The sequence below is a fragment of the Modestobacter sp. SSW1-42 genome (genome assembly GCF_046635825.1).
Classification (GTDB): Bacteria; Actinomycetota; Actinomycetes; order Mycobacteriales; family Geodermatophilaceae; genus Modestobacter.
This window is the reverse complement of record NZ_JBISCA010000005.1, coordinates 190,889-207,944: the sequence shown is the minus strand read 5'-3', so window position 1 is coordinate 207,944 and position 17,056 is coordinate 190,889. Positions and strand designations below refer to the sequence as shown.

Below are 17,056 nucleotides of genomic sequence, written 5' to 3'. Positions count from 1 at the left end.
CCCGCGAGTCCCCGAGTCAGGAGGTGGGCGCGTGCTCGACCGTTTCAGGTTCGTCCCGGCCAGGTTGCTGCAGTCGGTCCCGGTGGTCTTCGGGGTCACCGTCCTGGTCTTCTTCATGGTCCACCTGCTCCCCGGCAACCCGGCGCTGACCATCCTCGGTCAGTCGGCGACCCCGGAGCGGGTGGCGGCGCTCAACACCCAGCTCGGCCTCGACGAGCCGCTGTGGGACCAGTACCTGCTGTTCCTGCAGCACCTGGTCACCGGCGACCTGGGCACCAGCCTCACCTACCAGCGGCCGGTCTCGGAGCTGGTGCTCGACGCCGTCCCGATCACGCTGTCGCTGCTGTTCTTCGCGCTGGTGCTCTCGCTGCTGATCAGCGTCCCGCTCGCGGCGATCGCCGCCTCGGCCCCGGGCCGCGGGCGCGACCTCGCCGTCCGGGTGTTCACGCTGCTCGGCCAGGGGATGCCCCAGTTCTGGGTCGGCATCATGCTCATCCTGCTGCTGGCGGTGAAGGCCCGCGCCTTCCCGGTCGGCGGGTACGGCCTGACCGCCGCCGACCACCCCTACTTCCTGTTCCTGCCGGCGCTGACCCTGGCCATCGCCATGTGCCCGACGACGATCCGCAGCCTGCGCGCTTCCACGATCAACGTGCTCGGCTCGGACTACGTCGGGACGGCGCGGTCGAAGGGCGCCGCCGGCGTCTCGCTGTTCCGCGGGCACGTGCTGCGCAACGCCGCCATCCCGACCGTGTCGATCATCGGCGTCAACCTCGGCTACCTGGTCGGTGGCTCGCTGGTCATCGAGAAGGTGTTCGCCATCCCGGGTCTGGGCTCGCTGATGATCAACGCGATCTTCACCCGCGACTTCCCGACCATCCAGGCGGTGGCCCTCTTCGTGGCCCTGTTCGTCATCGTCGTCGGGATCCTCACCGACGTCGTCTACACCGCCATCGACCCGCGGGTCGACCTCTCCAGCAAGGAGCGCGCATGACCACCGTCGCGGTCGCGACCGCGACCAGGGCGATGCGCCGGCCGGCCCGGTCGCGCTCGCTGCGCGCCTGGTACCGCAACGGCACGCTCGTCACCGGGCTGGTGATCGTCGGCCTGCTCGTGCTCGCCGCCGTCTTCGCCCCGCTGCTCACGCCTTACGACCCGATCCAGCAGGACCTGCAGAACGCGCTGCAGTCGCCGAGCTCGGCGCACTGGCTGGGCACCGACAAGTACGGCCGCGACGTGCTCACCCGGCTGCTCTACGGCGCCCGCGTCGACCTGCGGATCGGCTTCCTCGCCGTCCTCATCCCGTTCGTCGTCGGCTCGGTGCTCGGCGCGCTGGCCGGCTACTTCGGCGGCTGGTTCGACACGCTCGTGATGCGGGTGGTCGACGTGTTCTTCGCCTTCCCGTTCTACGTGCCGGTCATCGCGCTGGTGTTCATCCTGGGCGCCGGCGAGAGCAGCATCTACCTGGCCATCGCCGCGGTCTCGTGGGTCTCCTACGCGAAGATCATGCGCGGCGAGCTGCTGGTGGCCAAGAAGCAGGACTACGTGGTCGCCGCCCGCCTGGGCGGCATGTCGCACACCCGGATCCTGGTGAGGCACATCGGGCCGAACGTGCTCAGCCAGGCCCTCATCTACGCGATGAGCGACATCGTCATGGACATCATGGCGATCGTCACCCTCGGCTACCTGGGCCTGGGCATCGCCCCGCCGACCGCCGAGTGGGGCTCGATGATCCTCGACGGCCAGGAGTTCATCACCACCCAGTGGCTGCAGGCCACCATCCCGGGCCTCGCCGTCGTGGTGACCAGCCTCGGGCTCTCCCTGCTGGGCGACGGGCTGTCGGACCAGTTGTCCCCGGAGCGGAGGAAGTGACCATGTCGATCGACCAGGCGCAGCCGGCCGGCGCCACGGCCAGCGGGCACCAGCCGCTGCACGCGGGCGTCCCGCTGCTGCGGGTGCAGGGCCTGTCCGTCGGCGTCCGCAGCGGCGCCCGCGCGGTGCAGATCGTCGAGGACGTGTCCTTCGACGTCGACCCCGGGCAGCGGATGGGCATCGTGGGGGAGTCCGGGTCGGGCAAGTCGCTGACCCTGCGCGCCATCGCCGGACTGCTGCCCACGCCGGTCGAGGTGCTCTCCGGTGGCATCGAGTACAACGGCGCCGACCTGCTCGCGATGCCGGCGAAGAAGCGCCGGGCGCTGATGGGCCCGGAGATCGCGATGATCTTCCAGGAGCCGATGACGGCGCTGAACCCGGTGATGCGGGTCGGCGACCAGATCGCCGAGGGCCCGCGCCGGCACCTGGGGCTGTCGGCGAGGGCCGCCGGGGAGCTGGCCGTGCAGATGATGGCCCGCACCGGCATCCCCGACCCGGCCCGCCGGGCCCGGGCCTACCCGCACGAGCTCTCCGGTGGGCTGCGCCAGCGGATCATGATCGCGATGGCCGTCTCGTGCGGCCCGCGGCTGCTGCTGTGCGACGAGCCGACCACCGCCCTGGACGTCACCGTCCAGCTGCAGGTGCTCCGGCTGCTGGAGCGGCTGTGCGCCGACACCGGCACCTCGCTGGTCTTCGTCACCCACGACCTGGCCGTGGTGAACCAGACCTGCTCGGAGCTGGCCGTCATGTACGCCGGGCACATCGTGGAGTCCGGCCGGGTCAAGGACACCTTCCGCCAGCCGCGGCACCCCTACACCCGCGGCCTGCTGGAGTCCGCCCCCGACTTCGACCGGCCCGACCGGGCGCTGGTGCCGATCCCCGGCTTCCCGCCGAACGTCTCCGACCGGCCTGCGGGGTGCCCGTTCGCCCCGCGCTGCGGCTACGTCCGCGACCACTGCACCGAGGCCGTGCCCCCGCTGGCCGAGGTGGCCCCCGGGCGGCTGGCCGCCTGCTTCGAGAGCGACCGGCTGGACGAGGTGCTGGCATGAGCGCGGCCGTGCAGGACCCCACCCTCGAGCCCTCGGTGCTGCGGGTCAGCGCGCTGACCAAGCGCTACGGCGGGCACGGCTCGTGGCTGTCCCGGCTCACGTCGGGGCCGTCGGTGGCGCTCAAGGCCCTCGACGGGATCGACCTGCACCTACGGCCCGGGGAGATCCTCGCGCTGGTGGGGGAGTCGGGGTCGGGGAAGTCGACGCTGGCCAAGATCCTGGTCGGCAGCTCCACCCCGACCAGCGGCGACGTGTCGGTGGCCGGGCAGCCGGCGCCGGCCCGGCGGGACAAGGAGTCCTCGCGGCGGGTGCAGATGGTCTTCCAGGACCCGTACTCGTCGCTGAACCCGCGGATCACCGTGGGCAAGATGCTCGCCGAGCTGCTGCTGCTGCACCGGATCGTGCCGCGGTCGCAGGTGCGGGCCGAGAGCGTGCGGCTGCTCAACCTCGTGGGCCTGGAGGAGGACGTGCTGGGCGCCTACCCCAGCCAGTTCTCCGGCGGTCAGCGGCAGCGGCTGGCCATCGCCCGGGCGCTCGCCGTCCGGCCCGACGTGCTCATCGCCGACGAACCGGTCTCGGCGCTGGACGTGTCCGTGCAGGCCACCATCCTCGAGCTGTTCGCCACGCTGCGGTCCGAGCTGGGCCTGAGCATCCTGTTCATCGCCCACAACCTGGCCGTCGTGCAGCACCTGGCCGACCGGGTGGCGGTCATGTACCTCGGCCGGATCGTCGAGGTCGCCGAGACCGCCGAGCTGTTCACCGCACCGCGGCACCCCTACACCCGGGCGCTGATCGACTCGATCCCGCGGATGACCGAGACCAGCGTCAACGACGGCTTCGAGCTCGACGGCGAGCCGCCGAGCCCCTACGACGTCCCGGCCGGCTGCCGGTTCCACCCGCGCTGCCCGCTGGCCAGCGAGGTCTGCACCCAGAACGACCCGCCGCTGCTCACCGTCGGCCGCGCGCACGAGAGCGCCTGCCTCAAGGCCGACGAGCTGGCGGCCATCCCCGTCCCCAACGCCCCGCAGGAGCACGCATGAAGATCTGGATCAGCTTCGACATGGAGGGCGTCGCCGGCATCGTCGACTGGGACCAGTGCCGGCCCAGCGGCGGCGCGCGCTACGACCTCGGCTGCCAGCTGATGCTCGCCGAGGTCAACGCCGCCATCGAGGGCGCGATCGCCGGCGGCGCGACCGAGGTCGTGCTCAACGACTCGCACGGCACGATGGCCAACCTCGACCCGCGCGCGGTGGCCGGCAACGCCAGCTACATCGCCGGCCGGCACAAGCCGCTGTACATGATGCAGGGGCTGGACGAGACCGTGGACGCGGCGTTCCTCGTCGGCTACCACGGGTCGATCTCCGGGCAGCCCTCCACGCTGAGCCACACCTACAACCCCGAGGTGTTCGCCGCGGCGCGCGTCAACGGCGTCGAGGTGGGGGAGAGCGGCATCAACGCCCTGGTCGCCGAGCACTTCGGCGTCCCGATCGCGTTCCTGTCCGGGGACGCCGTCACCTGGGAGCAGACCGCTGCGTTCGCCCCCGGCGGCGTGCACGTGGTGACCAAGGAGTCGCTGACCCGGTTCAGCGCGGCGAACCTGCACCCGAGCGAGTCCTGCCGGCTGATCCGGGAGGGCGCCGAGGAGGCCGCCCGCCGGGTCGCCGGCGGCGCCGTCGGCACCCCGGGCATCACCCGGCCGGCGACGCTGGAGCTGGACGTGCAGACCGGTGACATGGCCGAGGTGGCCACCTGGGCGCGCGGCGTCGAGCGGGTCGCCGAGCGCACCGTGGCGATCTCCGGCGAGGACCTGCTCGCGGTCTTCCGCTCCTTCGTCGCCGTCAACTACATCACCCGCCAGGCCGGTGGCCGGTGACCGTGCAGCTGTTCCAGGTGCCCCCGTCGGGCAGCGGCTGGGCGCTCGTCCTGCACGGCGGCGCCGGCGGCCGGGTCGAGGAGCTCTCGCTGGAGGAGGCGGGCACCTACGCCGAGGGCCTCACCGCCGCCCACCGGGCCGGCGCCGCGGTGCTGGCCGCCGGCGGCAGCGCGCTGGACGCCGTCTGCGCGACCGTCGCGTGCCTGGAGGACGACCCGCTGTTCAACGCCGGCCGCGGGGCCGCGCTCACCTCCGAGGGCACCGCCGAGCTCGACGCCTGCGTGATGACCGGGGAGGGCCGGGCCGGCGCGGTCGCGGCGTCGCAGTTCGCCCGCAACCCGGTGCACGCCGCGCGCAAGGTGCTGGAGGAGACCCCGGCGGTGCTGCTGATCGCCCCCACCGCCGAGCGGATCGCCGGCTGGGACCTGCAGACGGTGACCCCCGACCACTTCACGACGCCGGCCCGCCAGCAGCAGCTGCGCCGGGTGCAGGACGGCCTGCTCGCGGGCTCCCGGCACGGCACCGTCGGCGCGGTCGCCGTCGACGCGCACGGCCGGGTCGCGGCCGCCACCTCCACCGGCGGCATGGTCAACCAGAGCGAGGGCCGGGTCGGCGACACCCCGATCGTCGGGGCCGGCACCTACGCCCGCGACGGCATCGGCGCCATCTCCTGCACCGGCGAGGGCGAGGCGTTCATCCAGGGTGTGGTCGCCCACGACGTCGCCGCCCGGGTGCGCTACCTCGGCGTCGGCCTGGCCGAGGCGATCACCGACACCGTGACCGCCGAGCTCGCCCCGCGGGCGGCCACCGGCGGGCTGATCGCGGTCGGCGCCGACGGCTCGGTCGTGGTCGCGCACAACTCCCCGGCGATGTTCGCTGCCTACCACGACGGTGACCGCCTCGTGGTCCACAGCTGAGCGGGCCGGGCGTGCACACGGGGGAGGACGGATGACCGCCATCCGGGACGAGGTCTTCGACCGGATGGACGAGCTGACGCCGGCGGAGAAGAAGGTCGCCCGCTCGCTGCTGGCCAACTACCCGAGCGCGGGGCTGGCCAGCGCGGCGACGCTGGCCCGCACGGCCGGCACCAGCACGCCGACGGTGCTGCGGCTGGTGGCCCGGATCGGCTTCGGCAGCTACCCGGAGTTCCAGGAGCGGCTGCGCGAGGAGGTCACCCAGCGGCTCAGCTCACCGGTCAGCCGGGCCGCCGACCGGCTCACCGGCGAGGGGGACGGGACGCTGTTCCAGCGCTCGCTCACCCAGCGGCTCGGGCTGGTCGAGGGGCTGGCGGCGACCGTCCCGCCGAGCGAGTTCGACGCCGCGGTCACGCTGCTGGCCACCCCGGCCCGCAGCATCGTGGTCAGCGGTGGCTACTTCTCCCGCTTCGTGGGGCAGATCCTGGCGCTGCAGCTGGACCAGCTGGTGCCCGGCGTCGAGCTCGCCCACGAGCCGCTGGGCCGCGACATCGGCCGCTACCTGTCGATGGGCCGGGACTCCGTCGCCGTCATCTTCGACCTGCGCCGGCACGAGCTGCCGGCCAAGCGGCTGGCCGCGCTGGCCAGGCAGCAGGGCGCCGCGGTCCTGGTGATCACCGACGAGGAGCTCTCCCCGGCCGCCGACGACGCCGACGTCGTCCTGCCGGTGCCGGTCGACGGCGTCCCCTTCGACTCCTTCGCCGGCCTCGTCGTGCTGGTCGAGGCCCTGGTCGAGGGCGTGTTCCAGAAGGTCGGCACCGCCGGCCTGGACCGGATGCGGCAGTGGGAGGAGTCGGTGGTCATCCACCGCGCCTTCCGCGCCGGGCCCGAGCCCGCCGAGGTCGAGGACGACGACGAGGAGGAGGACGGCGATGGGTGAGCTGGACGGGAGGGTCGCCGTGGTCACCGGCACCGCGCAGGGCATCGGGCAGGCGATCGCCGGCACGCTGCGCGCGGCCGGGGCCACCGTGCACGAGGTCGACCGCGACACCGTGGACCTGTCGGTGACCGCCGAGGTCGAGCAGTTCTTCGCCTCCGTCGGCGACGTCGACGTCCTGGTCAACAACGCCGGCGGGGTCACCGGCCAGACGCACGTCCCGATCGACGAGCTCACCGACGACGCCTGGGACGCCGTGGTCGACGCCAACCTGCGCACGACGATGAACTGCACCCGCGCCGCGGCCCGCACCATGAAGCGCCGCGGGTTCGGCCGGATCGTCGTCATCTCCTCCGGCGCCGGCCGCAGCGTGAGCCTGACCGGCATCCAGGCCTACGCCTCGGCGAAGGCCGCGCAGATCGGGTTCACCCGGCAGATGGCCCACGAGCTCGGCCCGCACGGCGTCACCGTCAACTGCATCGCCCCGGGCTTCGTGCTGTCCAACCCCACGACCCGGGCGCAGTGGGAGAGCTACGGCCCCGACGGCCAGCAGGCGCTGCTGGAGCGGATCGCCGTCCGGGCCACCGGGACGCCCGACGACATCGCGCGCGGGGTGCTGTTCTTCGCCGTCCCGGCGGCCGGCTGGGTCAGCGGCCAGACGCTGTCCATCGACGGCGGCCACTCACTCTTCTAGACCGATCGGGACGGGGACCATGACCCAGGCAGCAGCGAGGCTCGCCGAGCTCGGCGAGCGGTACTTCCGCATCCAGCACACCTACGACCCCTACAACGCCACGCTGCTCGGGATCCCCGACTTCGACGGCCTGGCCGGGGACCCCAGCCGGGCGGCGAGCGAGGCCGCGGCGGCGGCGTTCGCCGCCCTCGACGCCGAGATCGCGGCGATCGACCCGGACGAGCTGGACGACGCCGGCCGGGTCGACCTCGGCGTGCTGACCGTGCTCTCCCGGGGCGCAGGCCGGGACGCGCACCACGCGCTGTGGGCGGCCAACGCCTCGGCCAAGGGCTACGTCAGCCGGCAGGGCCTGGTCTTCCAGGCGGTCCCGGCGATGACGATCGCCGACGCCGACTCCGCCGCGCGCTACGAGTCGCGGCTGGCCGGGCTGGGTGCGTTCTTCACCGCGCTCGCGCAGCGGTACGCCGAGGAGGCCGCCGCCGGCCGGGTCTCCACCCGGCTGGGCATCGAGCACGCGATCGGCCAGCTGACCGGGCACCTGGCCCGCGACCTGGACGACGACGCGCTGCTGGCCCCCACGGCCGGCGCCGACGCAGGCCTGCGCGAGCGCGCCCGGGAGGTGGTGCGGGGGCAGGTCCGCCCGGCGATGGCCGCGCTGGCCGACCAGCTGCGCGCGCTGCAGCCCGGCGCCCGGCCCGACGACGCCGTCGGGATCAGCAACGTCCCCGGCGGGGAGCAGGCCTACGTCGACGCGGTCGCCCGGCACACCACGACCGAGCTGACCCCGGCGCAGGTGCACCAGATCGGCCTGGACACCCTCGCCGAGCTGCGCCCGCGCTGGCTGGAGATCGGCGCCCGGGCGCTCGGGGTGGGCACCTTCGGCGAGATCGCCGAGCGGCTGCGCACCGACCCGGCGCTGCGGTTCCAGACCAGCGGGCAGATCGTGGAGGTCGCCGAGCAGGCGCTGCAGCGCGCGCAGGCCGCGCAGGACTCCTGGTTCCCCCACTACGACATCCCGCCGTGCGTCGTCGAGGAGATCGACCCGGTCGACGCCGCCGGCGCGGCGATGGCCTACTACCGGCCACCCGCGGTCGACGGCAGCCGGCCGGGTGCCCACGTGCTGCTGGCCACCCACCCGACCGAGCGCTTCCGGTTCGAGTACGAGGCCCTGGCCTTCCACGAGTCGGTGCCCGGCCACCACCTGCAGCTGGCCACCGCCCAGACCCTCGACCTGCCCCGCTACCGGCAGCACCTCGACATCGAGGCGTGCAGCTTCAACGAGGGCTGGGGGCTGTACGCGGAGTCCCTCGCCGAGGAGATGGGCCTCTACAGCGGCGACGTCGCGCTGCTGGGCATGCTGTCGTTCGCCTCGCTGCGGGCCTGCCGGCTGGTCGTCGACACCGGGGTGCACGCCTTCGGCTGGTCCCGCGAGCAGGCCGTGCAGTTCATGCTCGACAACACCGCCACCATCCGCGAGCACGTCGTCAGCGAGGTCGACCGCTACATCTGCTGGCCGGGGCAGGCGCTGGCCTACGTGATCGGCAAGCGCGAGATCGTCCGGCTCCGCGCGCAGGCCACCGCCGCGCTCGGCGACCGCTTCGACCTCGTCGGCTTCCACGGCGCCGTGCTCGGCAGCGGCGCGCTGCCGCTGCCGGTGCTCGAGCAGAACATCGCCCGCTGGACCGCCGGTCTGGCCTCCACCGAGGAGCACGCATGGACCTGACCGTCAACGGCGCCCGGCTCACCGTCGAGGTCTCCGGGCCCGAGGACGGTCCGGTCCTCATCGCCCACCACGGCGGCGGCGGGATCGGCTCGCTCGCCGAGCCCCGGTCGACCTTCGGCACCCTGGCCGACCGGTTCCGGGTCGTCGTCTTCGACGCCCGCGGCTGCGGCACGAGCGAGGGCGTCCCGCCGTACTCGCACGAGCAGTGGGCCGCCGACGTCGAGGGCCTGCGCGCGTGGACCGGTGCCGAGCAGATCGTGGTGGCCGGCGGCTCCTACGGCGGGTTCATCGCCCTCGAGTACGCCGTCCGGTACCCGGGCCGCGTGCAGGCGATGGTGCTGCGCGACACCTCCGCCGACGGCAGCAACCTGGAGCTGGCGTTCCAGAACGCCCGCGACCAGGACCGGGTCGAGATCGACTGGGAGCGGTTCAACCGCTACTGGCACGGCGAGACCCGGGACGACGCCGACCTCAAGCAGCTCTGGTCCGAGCTGATCCCCCTGTACGACAAGCACTACGACGCCGAGGAGTCGGCCGCCGCGGTCGAGGCCGGGCACTACCGGCACGAGGCGCACAACTGGTGCTTCCAGCACAACTGGGGCAGCTACGACCTCAAGGCCGACCTGCCCGCGGTGACCGCGCCGACCCTGGTCACCGTCGGCCGCCACGACTGGGTCACCCCGGTCAGCTCCTCGGAGACCATCGCCGCCCTGCTCCCGAACGCCGAGCTGGTGGTGTTCGAGGAGTCCGGGCACTCACCGCAGAACGAGGAGCGCGAGCTCTTCCAGGCCACGATGCGCGGCTTTCTCGACCGCGTCGTGCCCGCCACCCGCTGACCCCCTCCCGAGAGGAACCCCCCCATGCGCGCTGCCCTCTACCAGGGCGCCGGCGTCGTCACCGTCGAGGACGTCCCCGACGCGGCGATCGCCGAGCCCACCGACGCCGTCGTCCAGGTGCTCCGCTCCTGCATCTGCGGTTCCGACCTGTGGTCCTACCGCGGCGTCGTCACCCGCGCCGCCGGCGGCCGGCAGGGCCACGAGTTCCTCGGCGTCGTCACCGACGTCGGCGCCGAGGTGACCACGGTGCGCCCCGGCGACCTGGTGGTCGCCCCGTTCACCTGGTCGGACAACAGCTGCCCGGCCTGCGCCGACGGGCTGCAGAGCAAGTGCGACAACGGCGGCACCTTCGGCGCCCCCGGCACCGACGGCGGCCAGGGCGAGGCGGTCCGCGTGCCGCAGGCCGACGGCACGCTCGTCGCCGTCCCCGGCGGGGTGGACGGCGTGGACGACGCGATGCTGCCGGCGCTGCTGGCGCTGTCGGACGTGATGGCCACCGGCCTGCACGGCGCGGTGCTCGCCGGGGTGACCGAGGGGTCGACCGTCGCGGTCGTCGGCGACGGCGCCGTCGGTCTCTGCGCGGTGCTGGGCGCCCGGCACGTCCTCGGCGCGGAGCGGGTCGTGCTGATGAGCCGGCACGCCGACCGCAGCGCGCTCGGGCGCACCTTCGGCGCCACCGACGTCGTCGCCGAGCGCGGCGAGGAGGGCATCGCGGCGGTGCGCGAGCTGACCGGCGGCCGGGGCGTGCCCTTCGTGGTCGAGGCCGTGGGCACCCCGGAGTCCTGGGAGATGGCGCTGGGCATGGCCCGGGTCGGCGGCCACGTCGGCGCCGTCGGCATCCCGCACACCATGCCGGAGCTGCCGCTGTTCCCGATCGTGCGCTCGCACCTCACCGTCGGCGCCGGCATCGCGCCGGTGCGCCGCTACCTGCCCGACCTCATCGACCGGGTCACCAGCGGGCGGCTGGACCCCGGCCCGGTGTTCGACCTGACCCTGCCGCTGGCCCGGGTCGCCGAGGGCTACGCCGCCATGGACGAGCGCCGGTCGATCAAGACGATGCTGGCCGGCTGAGGGGCGCCCCGGGCCGCACCCGGCCGCCCCGCGGGGTTCGGCGGGGTGCGGCCGGGGGTATCCGGCACCGCATGACCCAGAACGTCACCGAGCCCCAGACCAAGCCCCTCGCGCTCGTGACCGGTGCCTCCAGCGGCATCGGGTTCGAGCTGGCCAAGCAGTTCGCCGAGCACGGATTCGACGTCGTGGTGAACGCCGAGGACGCCGGCATCGAGAAGGCCGCGATGCTGGTGCGCGCCTCCGGCGCCCACGTCGTCCCCGTCCAGGCCGACCTCCGCACCGAGCAGGGGGTGGCGCAGCTGTGGTCGGCGGTCCAGCAGCTGGGCCGGCCGCTGGAGGCCGCCGCGCTCAACGCCGGCGTCGGGCAGAGCGGTGCCTTCGTCGACACCGACTGGGCCGACGACCTGGCGATCATGCAGCTCAACGTCGTGGGCACCGCCGCGCTGCTCAAGCTCGCACTGGTCGAGATGACCGCCCGCAACTCCGGGCGGATCCTGGTCACCTCCTCGATCGCCTCGACCATGCCCGGCGCCTACCAGCCGGTCTACAACGCGTCGAAGTCCTTCATCCAGTCGCTCACCGAGGCCGTGCAGGCCGAGTTGGCGGACAAGGACTCCGCGGTCACCGTCACCTCGCTGATGCCCGGCCCCGTGGACACGAACTTCTTCGACCGGGCCGGTCTCGACGACACGGCCATGGGCCAGGGCCCCAAGGACGGCGCCGACGCGGTGGCCGCCCAGGGCTTCGAGGCGCTGATGTCCGGCGAGCGCAAGGTCGTCGCGGCATCGCTGGCGACCAAGGCGCAGGAGGCGGCCACCAAGGTCATGCCCGACGCGCTGAAGGCCGCCGCCCACAAGGTGATGGCCAAGCCGCGCGACTGACGGGCACCGGCCGGGGACGGCGGTGACCGGCCGCACCGCCGTCCCGGGGGTCAGCGCGGAGGGGCGGTGGACGCCCGCTCGACCAGCTCGGGGTCGACCAGCTCGACGCGCCGGACCGGGGGGTCGCCCACCGTGCCGGTGAGCTGCTCGAGCAGCAGCTCGGCCGCCCGCCGGGCCAGCAGTTCGGCGCGGTTGTCGACCGTCGTGAGCGCCGGGGACCACCAGGCGTAGAACGGCTCGTCCTCGGTGCAGATCACCGACAGCTGCGCCGGCACCTGCAGCGGGCCGTCGCCGAGCACCGGGAGCGCGCCGAACGAGGCCTCGTGGTTGCTGATCAGCAGCGCCGTCGGCGGCTCGGGCAGGGCCAGCAGCTCGGTGGCCGCCTCCCGACCGAAGTCGGGCGTGAACGGCCCCCGCCGCACCAGGTCCTCGTCCAACGGCACGCCCGCGTCGGCCAGCGCGCCGGCGAACCCCGCGTGGTGCAGCCGGCCCGAGGTGATGTGCGGCAGGCCCTCGATCGCGGCGATCCGCACGTGCCCGAGGCCGAGCAGGTGCCCGGTGGCCACCCGGGCCGCCGTCTCGTAGGCCGACATGACCGACGGCGCCAGCGAGCCGGGCACCTCCCGGTTCATGGTGACCACGGCCTGCCCCTCCTGGACCAGGGTGTTGACCAGCTCGGTGTTGGCCCCGGTGCCGGCCACGACCACGCCGTCGAACCGGTGCTGGCGCACGGTCTGCAGGAACGCCGCCTCGCGCGCCGGGTCGCCGCCGGTCGTGCAGACCAGCACCTCGTACTGCTCCTCGACGGCCCAGGCCTGCAGCGTCTCGGCGATGGTGTGGAACGTCGCGGTGCGCAGGTTGTTCACCACCAGCCCGATCAGCCCGGTGCGTCGGGTCCGCAGGGCGCTGGCCATCCGGTTGGGCTGGTACCGCAGCGCCACCGCGGCGGCCTCGACCCGGGCGCGGGTCGAGGGCAGCACCGCGGGATGGCCGGACAGCGCCCGGCTCGCGGTGCTCGTGCTCACCCCGGCGGCGGCGGCCACGGAGTTCAGGGTCGCCGTCACAGCTGTTTCCTACCGGTGCTCCTCCGACCTCAAACGGTCACCCCCCTGTCCGGGGTGGGTGTGTAGGTGTGCCGTCGAGCAGGACACATCCGGCCATGGGCCGAAGGACACATCCGCCGGTGTCCATGCTGGTCAGGCGGTCGATGGGCGGGGCCATGACCCCGCCGCGCGCGCCGGGGTGGGGCGTCCCGGGAACCGTCGGACCCCCGTCGTACGGTCGCCCGAGGTCCTCCGCCGGAGGGTCGCCGAGAGGGGGAGACGTGTACGAGGTCGACGGCGGGCTGGTGGTCAGCGCCAGCGACCTCACCGGCTTCCTGGAGTGCGAGCACCTCACCCGGCTGTCGGTGGAGGTGGCCCGCGGCGCCCGCGACCGGCCGCCGGCGGTCGACCCGATGACCGCGCTGGTGGCCGAGCACGGCATCGCCCACGAGGCGCGGCACGTCCAGCGGCTGCGCGACCGCGGCCTGGGCGTGGTCGAGATCGCCGGCCCGGCCGGCAAGGACGCGGCCGGGCTGCTGCGCGCCCAGGCCGAGACGCTGGCCGCCATGCGCGCCGGCGCCGACGTCGTCTACCAGGCGACCTTCTTCGACGGCACCTGGCGCGGGCACGCCGACTTCCTGCTCAAGCGCACCGACCGGGTCAGCGCCCTGGGCCCCTGGGCCTACGACGTCGCCGACACCAAGCTCGCCCGGCGGGTCAAGGTACCCGCGCTGCTGCAGATGGCGCTCTACGGCGACCTGCTCGCCGGCCTGCAGGGCGTACCGCCGGAGCTGCTCACCGTGGTCACCGGCGACCAGCAGGAGCTGGTCTTCCGGTACGCCGACGCCGAGGCCTACACCCGTGCGGCGCGCGCCCGGTTCCTGGCCCGGCTGGCCGACGGCGAGCTGGCGCCGCCGTACCCGAACGCGCACTGCGGGGTCTGCCCGTGGCGCGAGACCTGCACCGCCCGGTGGCGGGCCGAGGACTCGCTGTCGCTCGTGGCCACCATGCGCCGCGACCACGCGACGGCGCTCGCCGAGGCCGGCATCACCACGGTGGCCGCGCTCGGCGCCCGCCGTCCCGAGGAGCTGCCGGAGTCGATCGGCCGCACGTCGGCGCAGCGGCTGACCCAGCAGGCCCGGCTCCAGCTCGACGAGCGCGCGACCGGCGTGCCCTCCTACGAGTTCCTCCCGCGCGAGGCCGGCCGCGGCTTCCAGCTGCTGCCCCCGCCGAGCACCGGTGACCTCTTCCTCGACATCGAGGGCGACCCCTTCGCCGGCGACGCGGGGCTGGAGTACCTGTGGGGTGTCCTCGACACGGCGGGGGAGTTCACCGCGCACTGGGGGTGCGACCCGGCCGCCGACGACCAGTCCGCCGCCGAGCAGGCCGCCTTCGAGGCCGTCGTCGACCAGCTGACCGCGGCGCACGCGGCCGACCCGACCATGCACGTCTACCACTACGCGCCCTACGAGCCGACCCGGCTGAAGACCCTGTCGGCGCGGCTGGGCACCCGCGAGGCCGCGGTCGACCGGCTGCTGCGCGCCGACGTCCTGGTCGACCTGTACGCGGTGGTGCGGCAGGGGCTGCGGCTGAGCAAGGAGTCGTACTCGATCAAGCAGGTCGAGGACTACTACCGCGGCCACACCCGGGCGCACGGCGAGCAGGTCTCCGACGCCGGCGAGAGCATCGTGGCCTTCGAGCGCTGGCTGGCCACCCGCGACCAGCAGCTGCTCGACCAGATCGAGGCCTACAACCGCGACGACTGCGTCTCCACAGCTGAGCTGCGCGACTGGCTGGAGGAGCGGCGCACCGAGCTGCTCGCCACCGGCGCGGGGCTCGGCCGGCCCGAGGACGGCGACCCCGAGGGCTCCGCGGAGAACCTCGCCGCGCAGGGGCTGCGCGAGGCGCTGGAGGGCCGGCTGCTCGCCGGGCTGCCCGAGGTCGGCCGCACCCCCGAGCAGGAGGCCACCTGGCTGCTGGCCCAGCAGCTGGGCTGGGACGCCCGCGAGGCCCGGTCGGCCTGGTGGGAGTACTTCCGGCTGCGCGACCTCACCGCCGAGGACCTCGAGCGCGAGACCCCGGCGCTGGGCCCGCTGGAGGGCCCGGAGCTGCTCGGCGTCTCCGGGCGCTCGCAGCAGTGGCGCTACCGCTTCCCGCCGCAGGAGACCAAGGTGTCGGCCGGCAGCCGGTACGAGCACCTGCTCGCCGCCGCCGACGGCACCCGGGTCACCAGCTCGGTCGTCGCCGTCGACCCGACCGCCGGCTGGGTGGTGCTGGCCCGCGCCGCGAGCTCCGTGCACGAGCACCCCACCGGGCTGCTGCCCACCTCGCCGCCCAGCGACCGGCTGTTCCGCGCCGCGCTGCACGACCTGGGCGAGCAGGTCGCCGGCAGCGGCATCGACGGGCCCGGGCCGGCCCGGGCGGCGCGCGACCTGCTGCTGCGCCGGCCGCCGCGGCTGGTGCCCGGCGCGCCGCAGCGGGAGCCGGGGGAGGGGTCGGCCGCCGCGGCGCAGCGGTTGGCCGGGCTGCTCGACGGGGGCGTGCTCGCCGTCCAGGGCCCACCCGGGGCGGGCAAGACGTACACCGGCGCCCGGGCGGTCGTCGAGCTGGTCCGCGCCGGCCGGAAGGTGGGGCTCACCGCCTCCAGCCACAAGGTGATCGGCAACCTGCTCGACGCGGTGATGGCCGCCGCGCGCGAGGCCGGCGTGCCGGTGCGGGCGCTGCAGAAGGCCGACGACGCGCAGCGGTGCAGCGACCCCGGCGTGCGGTGCGTGACCTCCAACACCCAGGTGGTCGACGCCCTCGACGGCGGCGACGTCGACCTGGTCGCCGGCACCTCGTGGCTGTTCGTCCGGCCCGAGCTCGCCGGGCGGCTCGACGTGCTCGTCGTCGACGAGGCCGGTCAGCTGAGCCTCGCCCGCACGCTGGCGGTGAGCCGGGCCGCGACCAACCTGGTCCTGCTCGGCGACCCGCAGCAGCTGCGCCAGCCCGGTCAGGGCATCCACCCCGAGGGCGCCGACGTGTCCGCGCTGCAGCACGTGCTGGGTGCCGACGCGGTGCTCCCCGCCGACCGCGGGGTCTTCCTCGACCGCAGCTGGCGGATGGCCCCGGCGCTGTGCCGGGTCGTCTCCGACCTCTCCTACGGCGGGGAGCTGCAGCCGGCCCCGGTCACCGCCGACCACGCCCTCGACGTCCCAGCGCGGTGGCCGGCCCCGGCGGGCCTCGGCTGGGTCCCGGTGGTGCACGAGGGCAACGGGTCGGCCTCGGTCGAGGAGGCCGCGGTCGTCGCCGAACTGGTCGGCGACCTGATGGGGCGGCGGTGGCGCAGCGGCGGCGTCGACCGGGTGATGGGCCCGGCCGACGTCCTGGTGGTCACGCCGTACAACGCCCAGGTCAACCAGGTGCGCAGCGCGCTGGCCGCGGCCGGGCTCGCCGGGGTCGAGGTCGGCACGGTCGACAAGTTCCAGGGCCGGGAGGCCGCGGTCGCGGTGTTCTCGCTGGCGGCCTCCAGCGGTGCGCACGTGCCGCGGCGGCTGGACTTCCTGCTCGACCGGCACCGGCTCAACGTGGCCCTGTCCCGCGCCAGGACCGTCGCCTACCTGGTCGGCAGCCCGGCGCTGCTCACCTCGCCGGTGCAGACCCCCGACCAGCTGCGGCTGGTCAACGGCCTGTGCCGGCTGGTGGAGATCGCCACCGGCCGATGACGTCCGGCCCGGTGGACCTGCGCACCGCACCGCCGCCCAGTTCGGCGGCGGTGCAGGACAAGTTCCGCCGGCAGGGTCGCCGCGACACCGCGCCGGAGCTGGCGGTGCGCCGGCGCCTGCGCGCCCGCGGGGTGCGGTTCCGGGTCGACGTCCGGCCCTGCCGGGAGACGCGTGCCCGCGGAGACCTCGTGTGGAAGGGCCGCAAGCTGGTCGTCTTCGTCGACGGGTGCTTCTGGCACGCCTGCCCGAGCTGCGGTCACCTGCCCACCGCCAACGGCGGCTGGTGGGCCGAGAAGCTCGCCGCGAACACCGCCCGCGACCGGCGCACCGACGCGGTGCTGGCCGGGCTGGGCTGGCGGGTGCTGCGCTTCTGGGAGCACGAGGACCCCGACGCCGTGGTCGAGGTGATCTGCGCGGAACTGGACCGGATCGGGGCTCGACCCGGTGTGAGTGGTTAGGCTA

The 17,056-nt window shown here is 74.3% G+C and carries 15 protein-coding genes; 14 read left to right on the top strand and 1 reads right to left on the bottom strand.

All coding sequences use genetic code 11. From position 1 onward, the window contains the following. The first annotated feature begins 31 nt into the window (after positions 1-31). The 12 genes from ACGBYP_RS18315 to ACGBYP_RS18260 all read left to right on the top strand — a co-directional run bounded on the left by ACGBYP_RS18315 (position 32) and on the right by ACGBYP_RS18260 (position 11,847). Entirely contained in the window at positions 32-991 is a 960-nt protein-coding gene (locus tag ACGBYP_RS18315) for an ABC transporter permease (RefSeq protein WP_411586396.1), read from the top strand. Beyond that, on the top strand, positions 988-1,869 hold the full coding sequence (locus ACGBYP_RS18310) for an ABC transporter permease (RefSeq protein ID WP_411586394.1): 882 nt from the start codon (positions 988-990) through the stop codon (positions 1,867-1,869). The genes ACGBYP_RS18315 and ACGBYP_RS18310 overlap by 4 nt, the downstream gene beginning before the upstream one ends. 2 nt (positions 1,870-1,871) lie before the next feature. Then, positions 1,872-2,918: an ABC transporter ATP-binding protein gene (locus ACGBYP_RS18305; RefSeq protein ID WP_411586391.1), complete on the top strand. Its 1,047-nt coding sequence runs from the start codon at positions 1,872-1,874 to the stop codon at positions 2,916-2,918. Continuing rightward, positions 2,915-3,958, top strand: coding sequence for an ABC transporter ATP-binding protein (locus ACGBYP_RS18300; protein WP_411586390.1), 1,044 nt, complete (start codon positions 2,915-2,917; stop codon positions 3,956-3,958). Before ACGBYP_RS18305 ends, ACGBYP_RS18300 begins: the two co-directional genes overlap by 4 nt. Beyond that, entirely contained in the window at positions 3,955-4,791 is an 837-nt protein-coding gene (locus ACGBYP_RS18295) for a M55 family metallopeptidase (protein WP_411586387.1), read from the top strand. The genes ACGBYP_RS18300 and ACGBYP_RS18295 overlap by 4 nt, the downstream gene beginning before the upstream one ends. Beyond that, positions 4,788-5,708: an isoaspartyl peptidase/L-asparaginase family protein gene (locus tag ACGBYP_RS18290; protein WP_411586385.1), complete on the top strand. Its 921-nt coding sequence runs from the start codon at positions 4,788-4,790 to the stop codon at positions 5,706-5,708. Before ACGBYP_RS18295 ends, ACGBYP_RS18290 begins: the two co-directional genes overlap by 4 nt. 31 nt (positions 5,709-5,739) lie before the next feature. After that, positions 5,740-6,645, top strand: a complete 906-nt coding sequence (locus ACGBYP_RS18285) for a MurR/RpiR family transcriptional regulator (RefSeq protein ID WP_411586383.1) — start codon at positions 5,740-5,742, stop codon at positions 6,643-6,645. Continuing rightward, positions 6,638-7,336: an SDR family NAD(P)-dependent oxidoreductase gene (locus ACGBYP_RS18280; protein ID WP_411586380.1), complete on the top strand. Its 699-nt coding sequence runs from the start codon at positions 6,638-6,640 to the stop codon at positions 7,334-7,336. The genes ACGBYP_RS18285 and ACGBYP_RS18280 overlap by 8 nt, the downstream gene beginning before the upstream one ends. A gap of 19 nt (positions 7,337-7,355) precedes the next feature. Beyond that, on the top strand, positions 7,356-9,059 hold the full coding sequence (locus tag ACGBYP_RS18275; protein WP_411586377.1) for a DUF885 domain-containing protein: 1,704 nt from the start codon (positions 7,356-7,358) through the stop codon (positions 9,057-9,059). Further along, on the top strand, positions 9,050-9,895 hold the full coding sequence (locus tag ACGBYP_RS18270; RefSeq protein ID WP_411586375.1) for an alpha/beta fold hydrolase: 846 nt from the start codon (positions 9,050-9,052) through the stop codon (positions 9,893-9,895). Before ACGBYP_RS18275 ends, ACGBYP_RS18270 begins: the two co-directional genes overlap by 10 nt. Positions 9,896-9,919: 24 nt before the next feature. Beyond that, positions 9,920-10,966 carry a zinc-binding dehydrogenase gene (locus tag ACGBYP_RS18265; protein WP_411586373.1) on the top strand — a complete coding sequence of 349 codons (1,047 nt, stop codon included), beginning with the start codon at positions 9,920-9,922 and terminating at the stop codon, positions 10,964-10,966. A 71-nt stretch (positions 10,967-11,037) separates the two neighbouring features. Beyond that, a complete protein-coding gene (locus ACGBYP_RS18260) occupies positions 11,038-11,847 on the top strand; it encodes an SDR family NAD(P)-dependent oxidoreductase (RefSeq protein WP_411586370.1) in 810 nt (269 codons plus the stop codon). 50 nt (positions 11,848-11,897) lie between these two features. Here the strand turns inward: ACGBYP_RS18260 and ACGBYP_RS18255 are convergent, their stop codons facing one another. Beyond that, entirely contained in the window at positions 11,898-12,911 is a 1,014-nt protein-coding gene (locus ACGBYP_RS18255; RefSeq protein ID WP_411586368.1) for a LacI family DNA-binding transcriptional regulator, read from the bottom strand. A gap of 260 nt (positions 12,912-13,171) precedes the next feature. On the opposite strand from ACGBYP_RS18255, the gene ACGBYP_RS18250 reads away from it, so the two are divergent. Together ACGBYP_RS18250 and vsr are read left to right on the top strand one after the other, a co-directional pair. Next, positions 13,172-16,594, top strand: coding sequence for a TM0106 family RecB-like putative nuclease (locus ACGBYP_RS18250; RefSeq protein WP_411586367.1), 3,423 nt, complete (start codon positions 13,172-13,174; stop codon positions 16,592-16,594). Then, complete coding sequence (gene vsr / locus ACGBYP_RS18245) at positions 16,591-17,052, top strand: DNA mismatch endonuclease Vsr (protein ID WP_411586364.1); 462 nt, start codon at positions 16,591-16,593, stop codon at positions 17,050-17,052. Before ACGBYP_RS18250 ends, vsr begins: the two co-directional genes overlap by 4 nt. Positions 17,053-17,056 lie beyond the last annotated feature (4 nt).

Coding starts and splice junctions, on each gene's coding strand:
- ACGBYP_RS18280 (WP_411586380.1), top strand. CDS start 6,638: ATGGGTGAGCTGGACGGGAGGGTCGCCGTGGTCACCGGCACCGCGCAG.
- ACGBYP_RS18260 (WP_411586370.1), top strand. CDS start 11,038: ATGACCCAGAACGTCACCGAGCCCCAGACCAAGCCCCTCGCGCTCGTG.
- ACGBYP_RS18275 (WP_411586377.1), top strand. CDS start 7,356: ATGACCCAGGCAGCAGCGAGGCTCGCCGAGCTCGGCGAGCGGTACTTC.
- ACGBYP_RS18300 (WP_411586390.1), top strand. CDS start 2,915: ATGAGCGCGGCCGTGCAGGACCCCACCCTCGAGCCCTCGGTGCTGCGG.
- vsr (WP_411586364.1), top strand. CDS start 16,591: ATGACGTCCGGCCCGGTGGACCTGCGCACCGCACCGCCGCCCAGTTCG.
- ACGBYP_RS18295 (WP_411586387.1), top strand. CDS start 3,955: ATGAAGATCTGGATCAGCTTCGACATGGAGGGCGTCGCCGGCATCGTC.
- ACGBYP_RS18270 (WP_411586375.1), top strand. CDS start 9,050: ATGGACCTGACCGTCAACGGCGCCCGGCTCACCGTCGAGGTCTCCGGG.
- ACGBYP_RS18310 (WP_411586394.1), top strand. CDS start 988: ATGACCACCGTCGCGGTCGCGACCGCGACCAGGGCGATGCGCCGGCCG.
- ACGBYP_RS18265 (WP_411586373.1), top strand. CDS start 9,920: ATGCGCGCTGCCCTCTACCAGGGCGCCGGCGTCGTCACCGTCGAGGAC.
- ACGBYP_RS18305 (WP_411586391.1), top strand. CDS start 1,872: ATGTCGATCGACCAGGCGCAGCCGGCCGGCGCCACGGCCAGCGGGCAC.
- ACGBYP_RS18285 (WP_411586383.1), top strand. CDS start 5,740: ATGACCGCCATCCGGGACGAGGTCTTCGACCGGATGGACGAGCTGACG.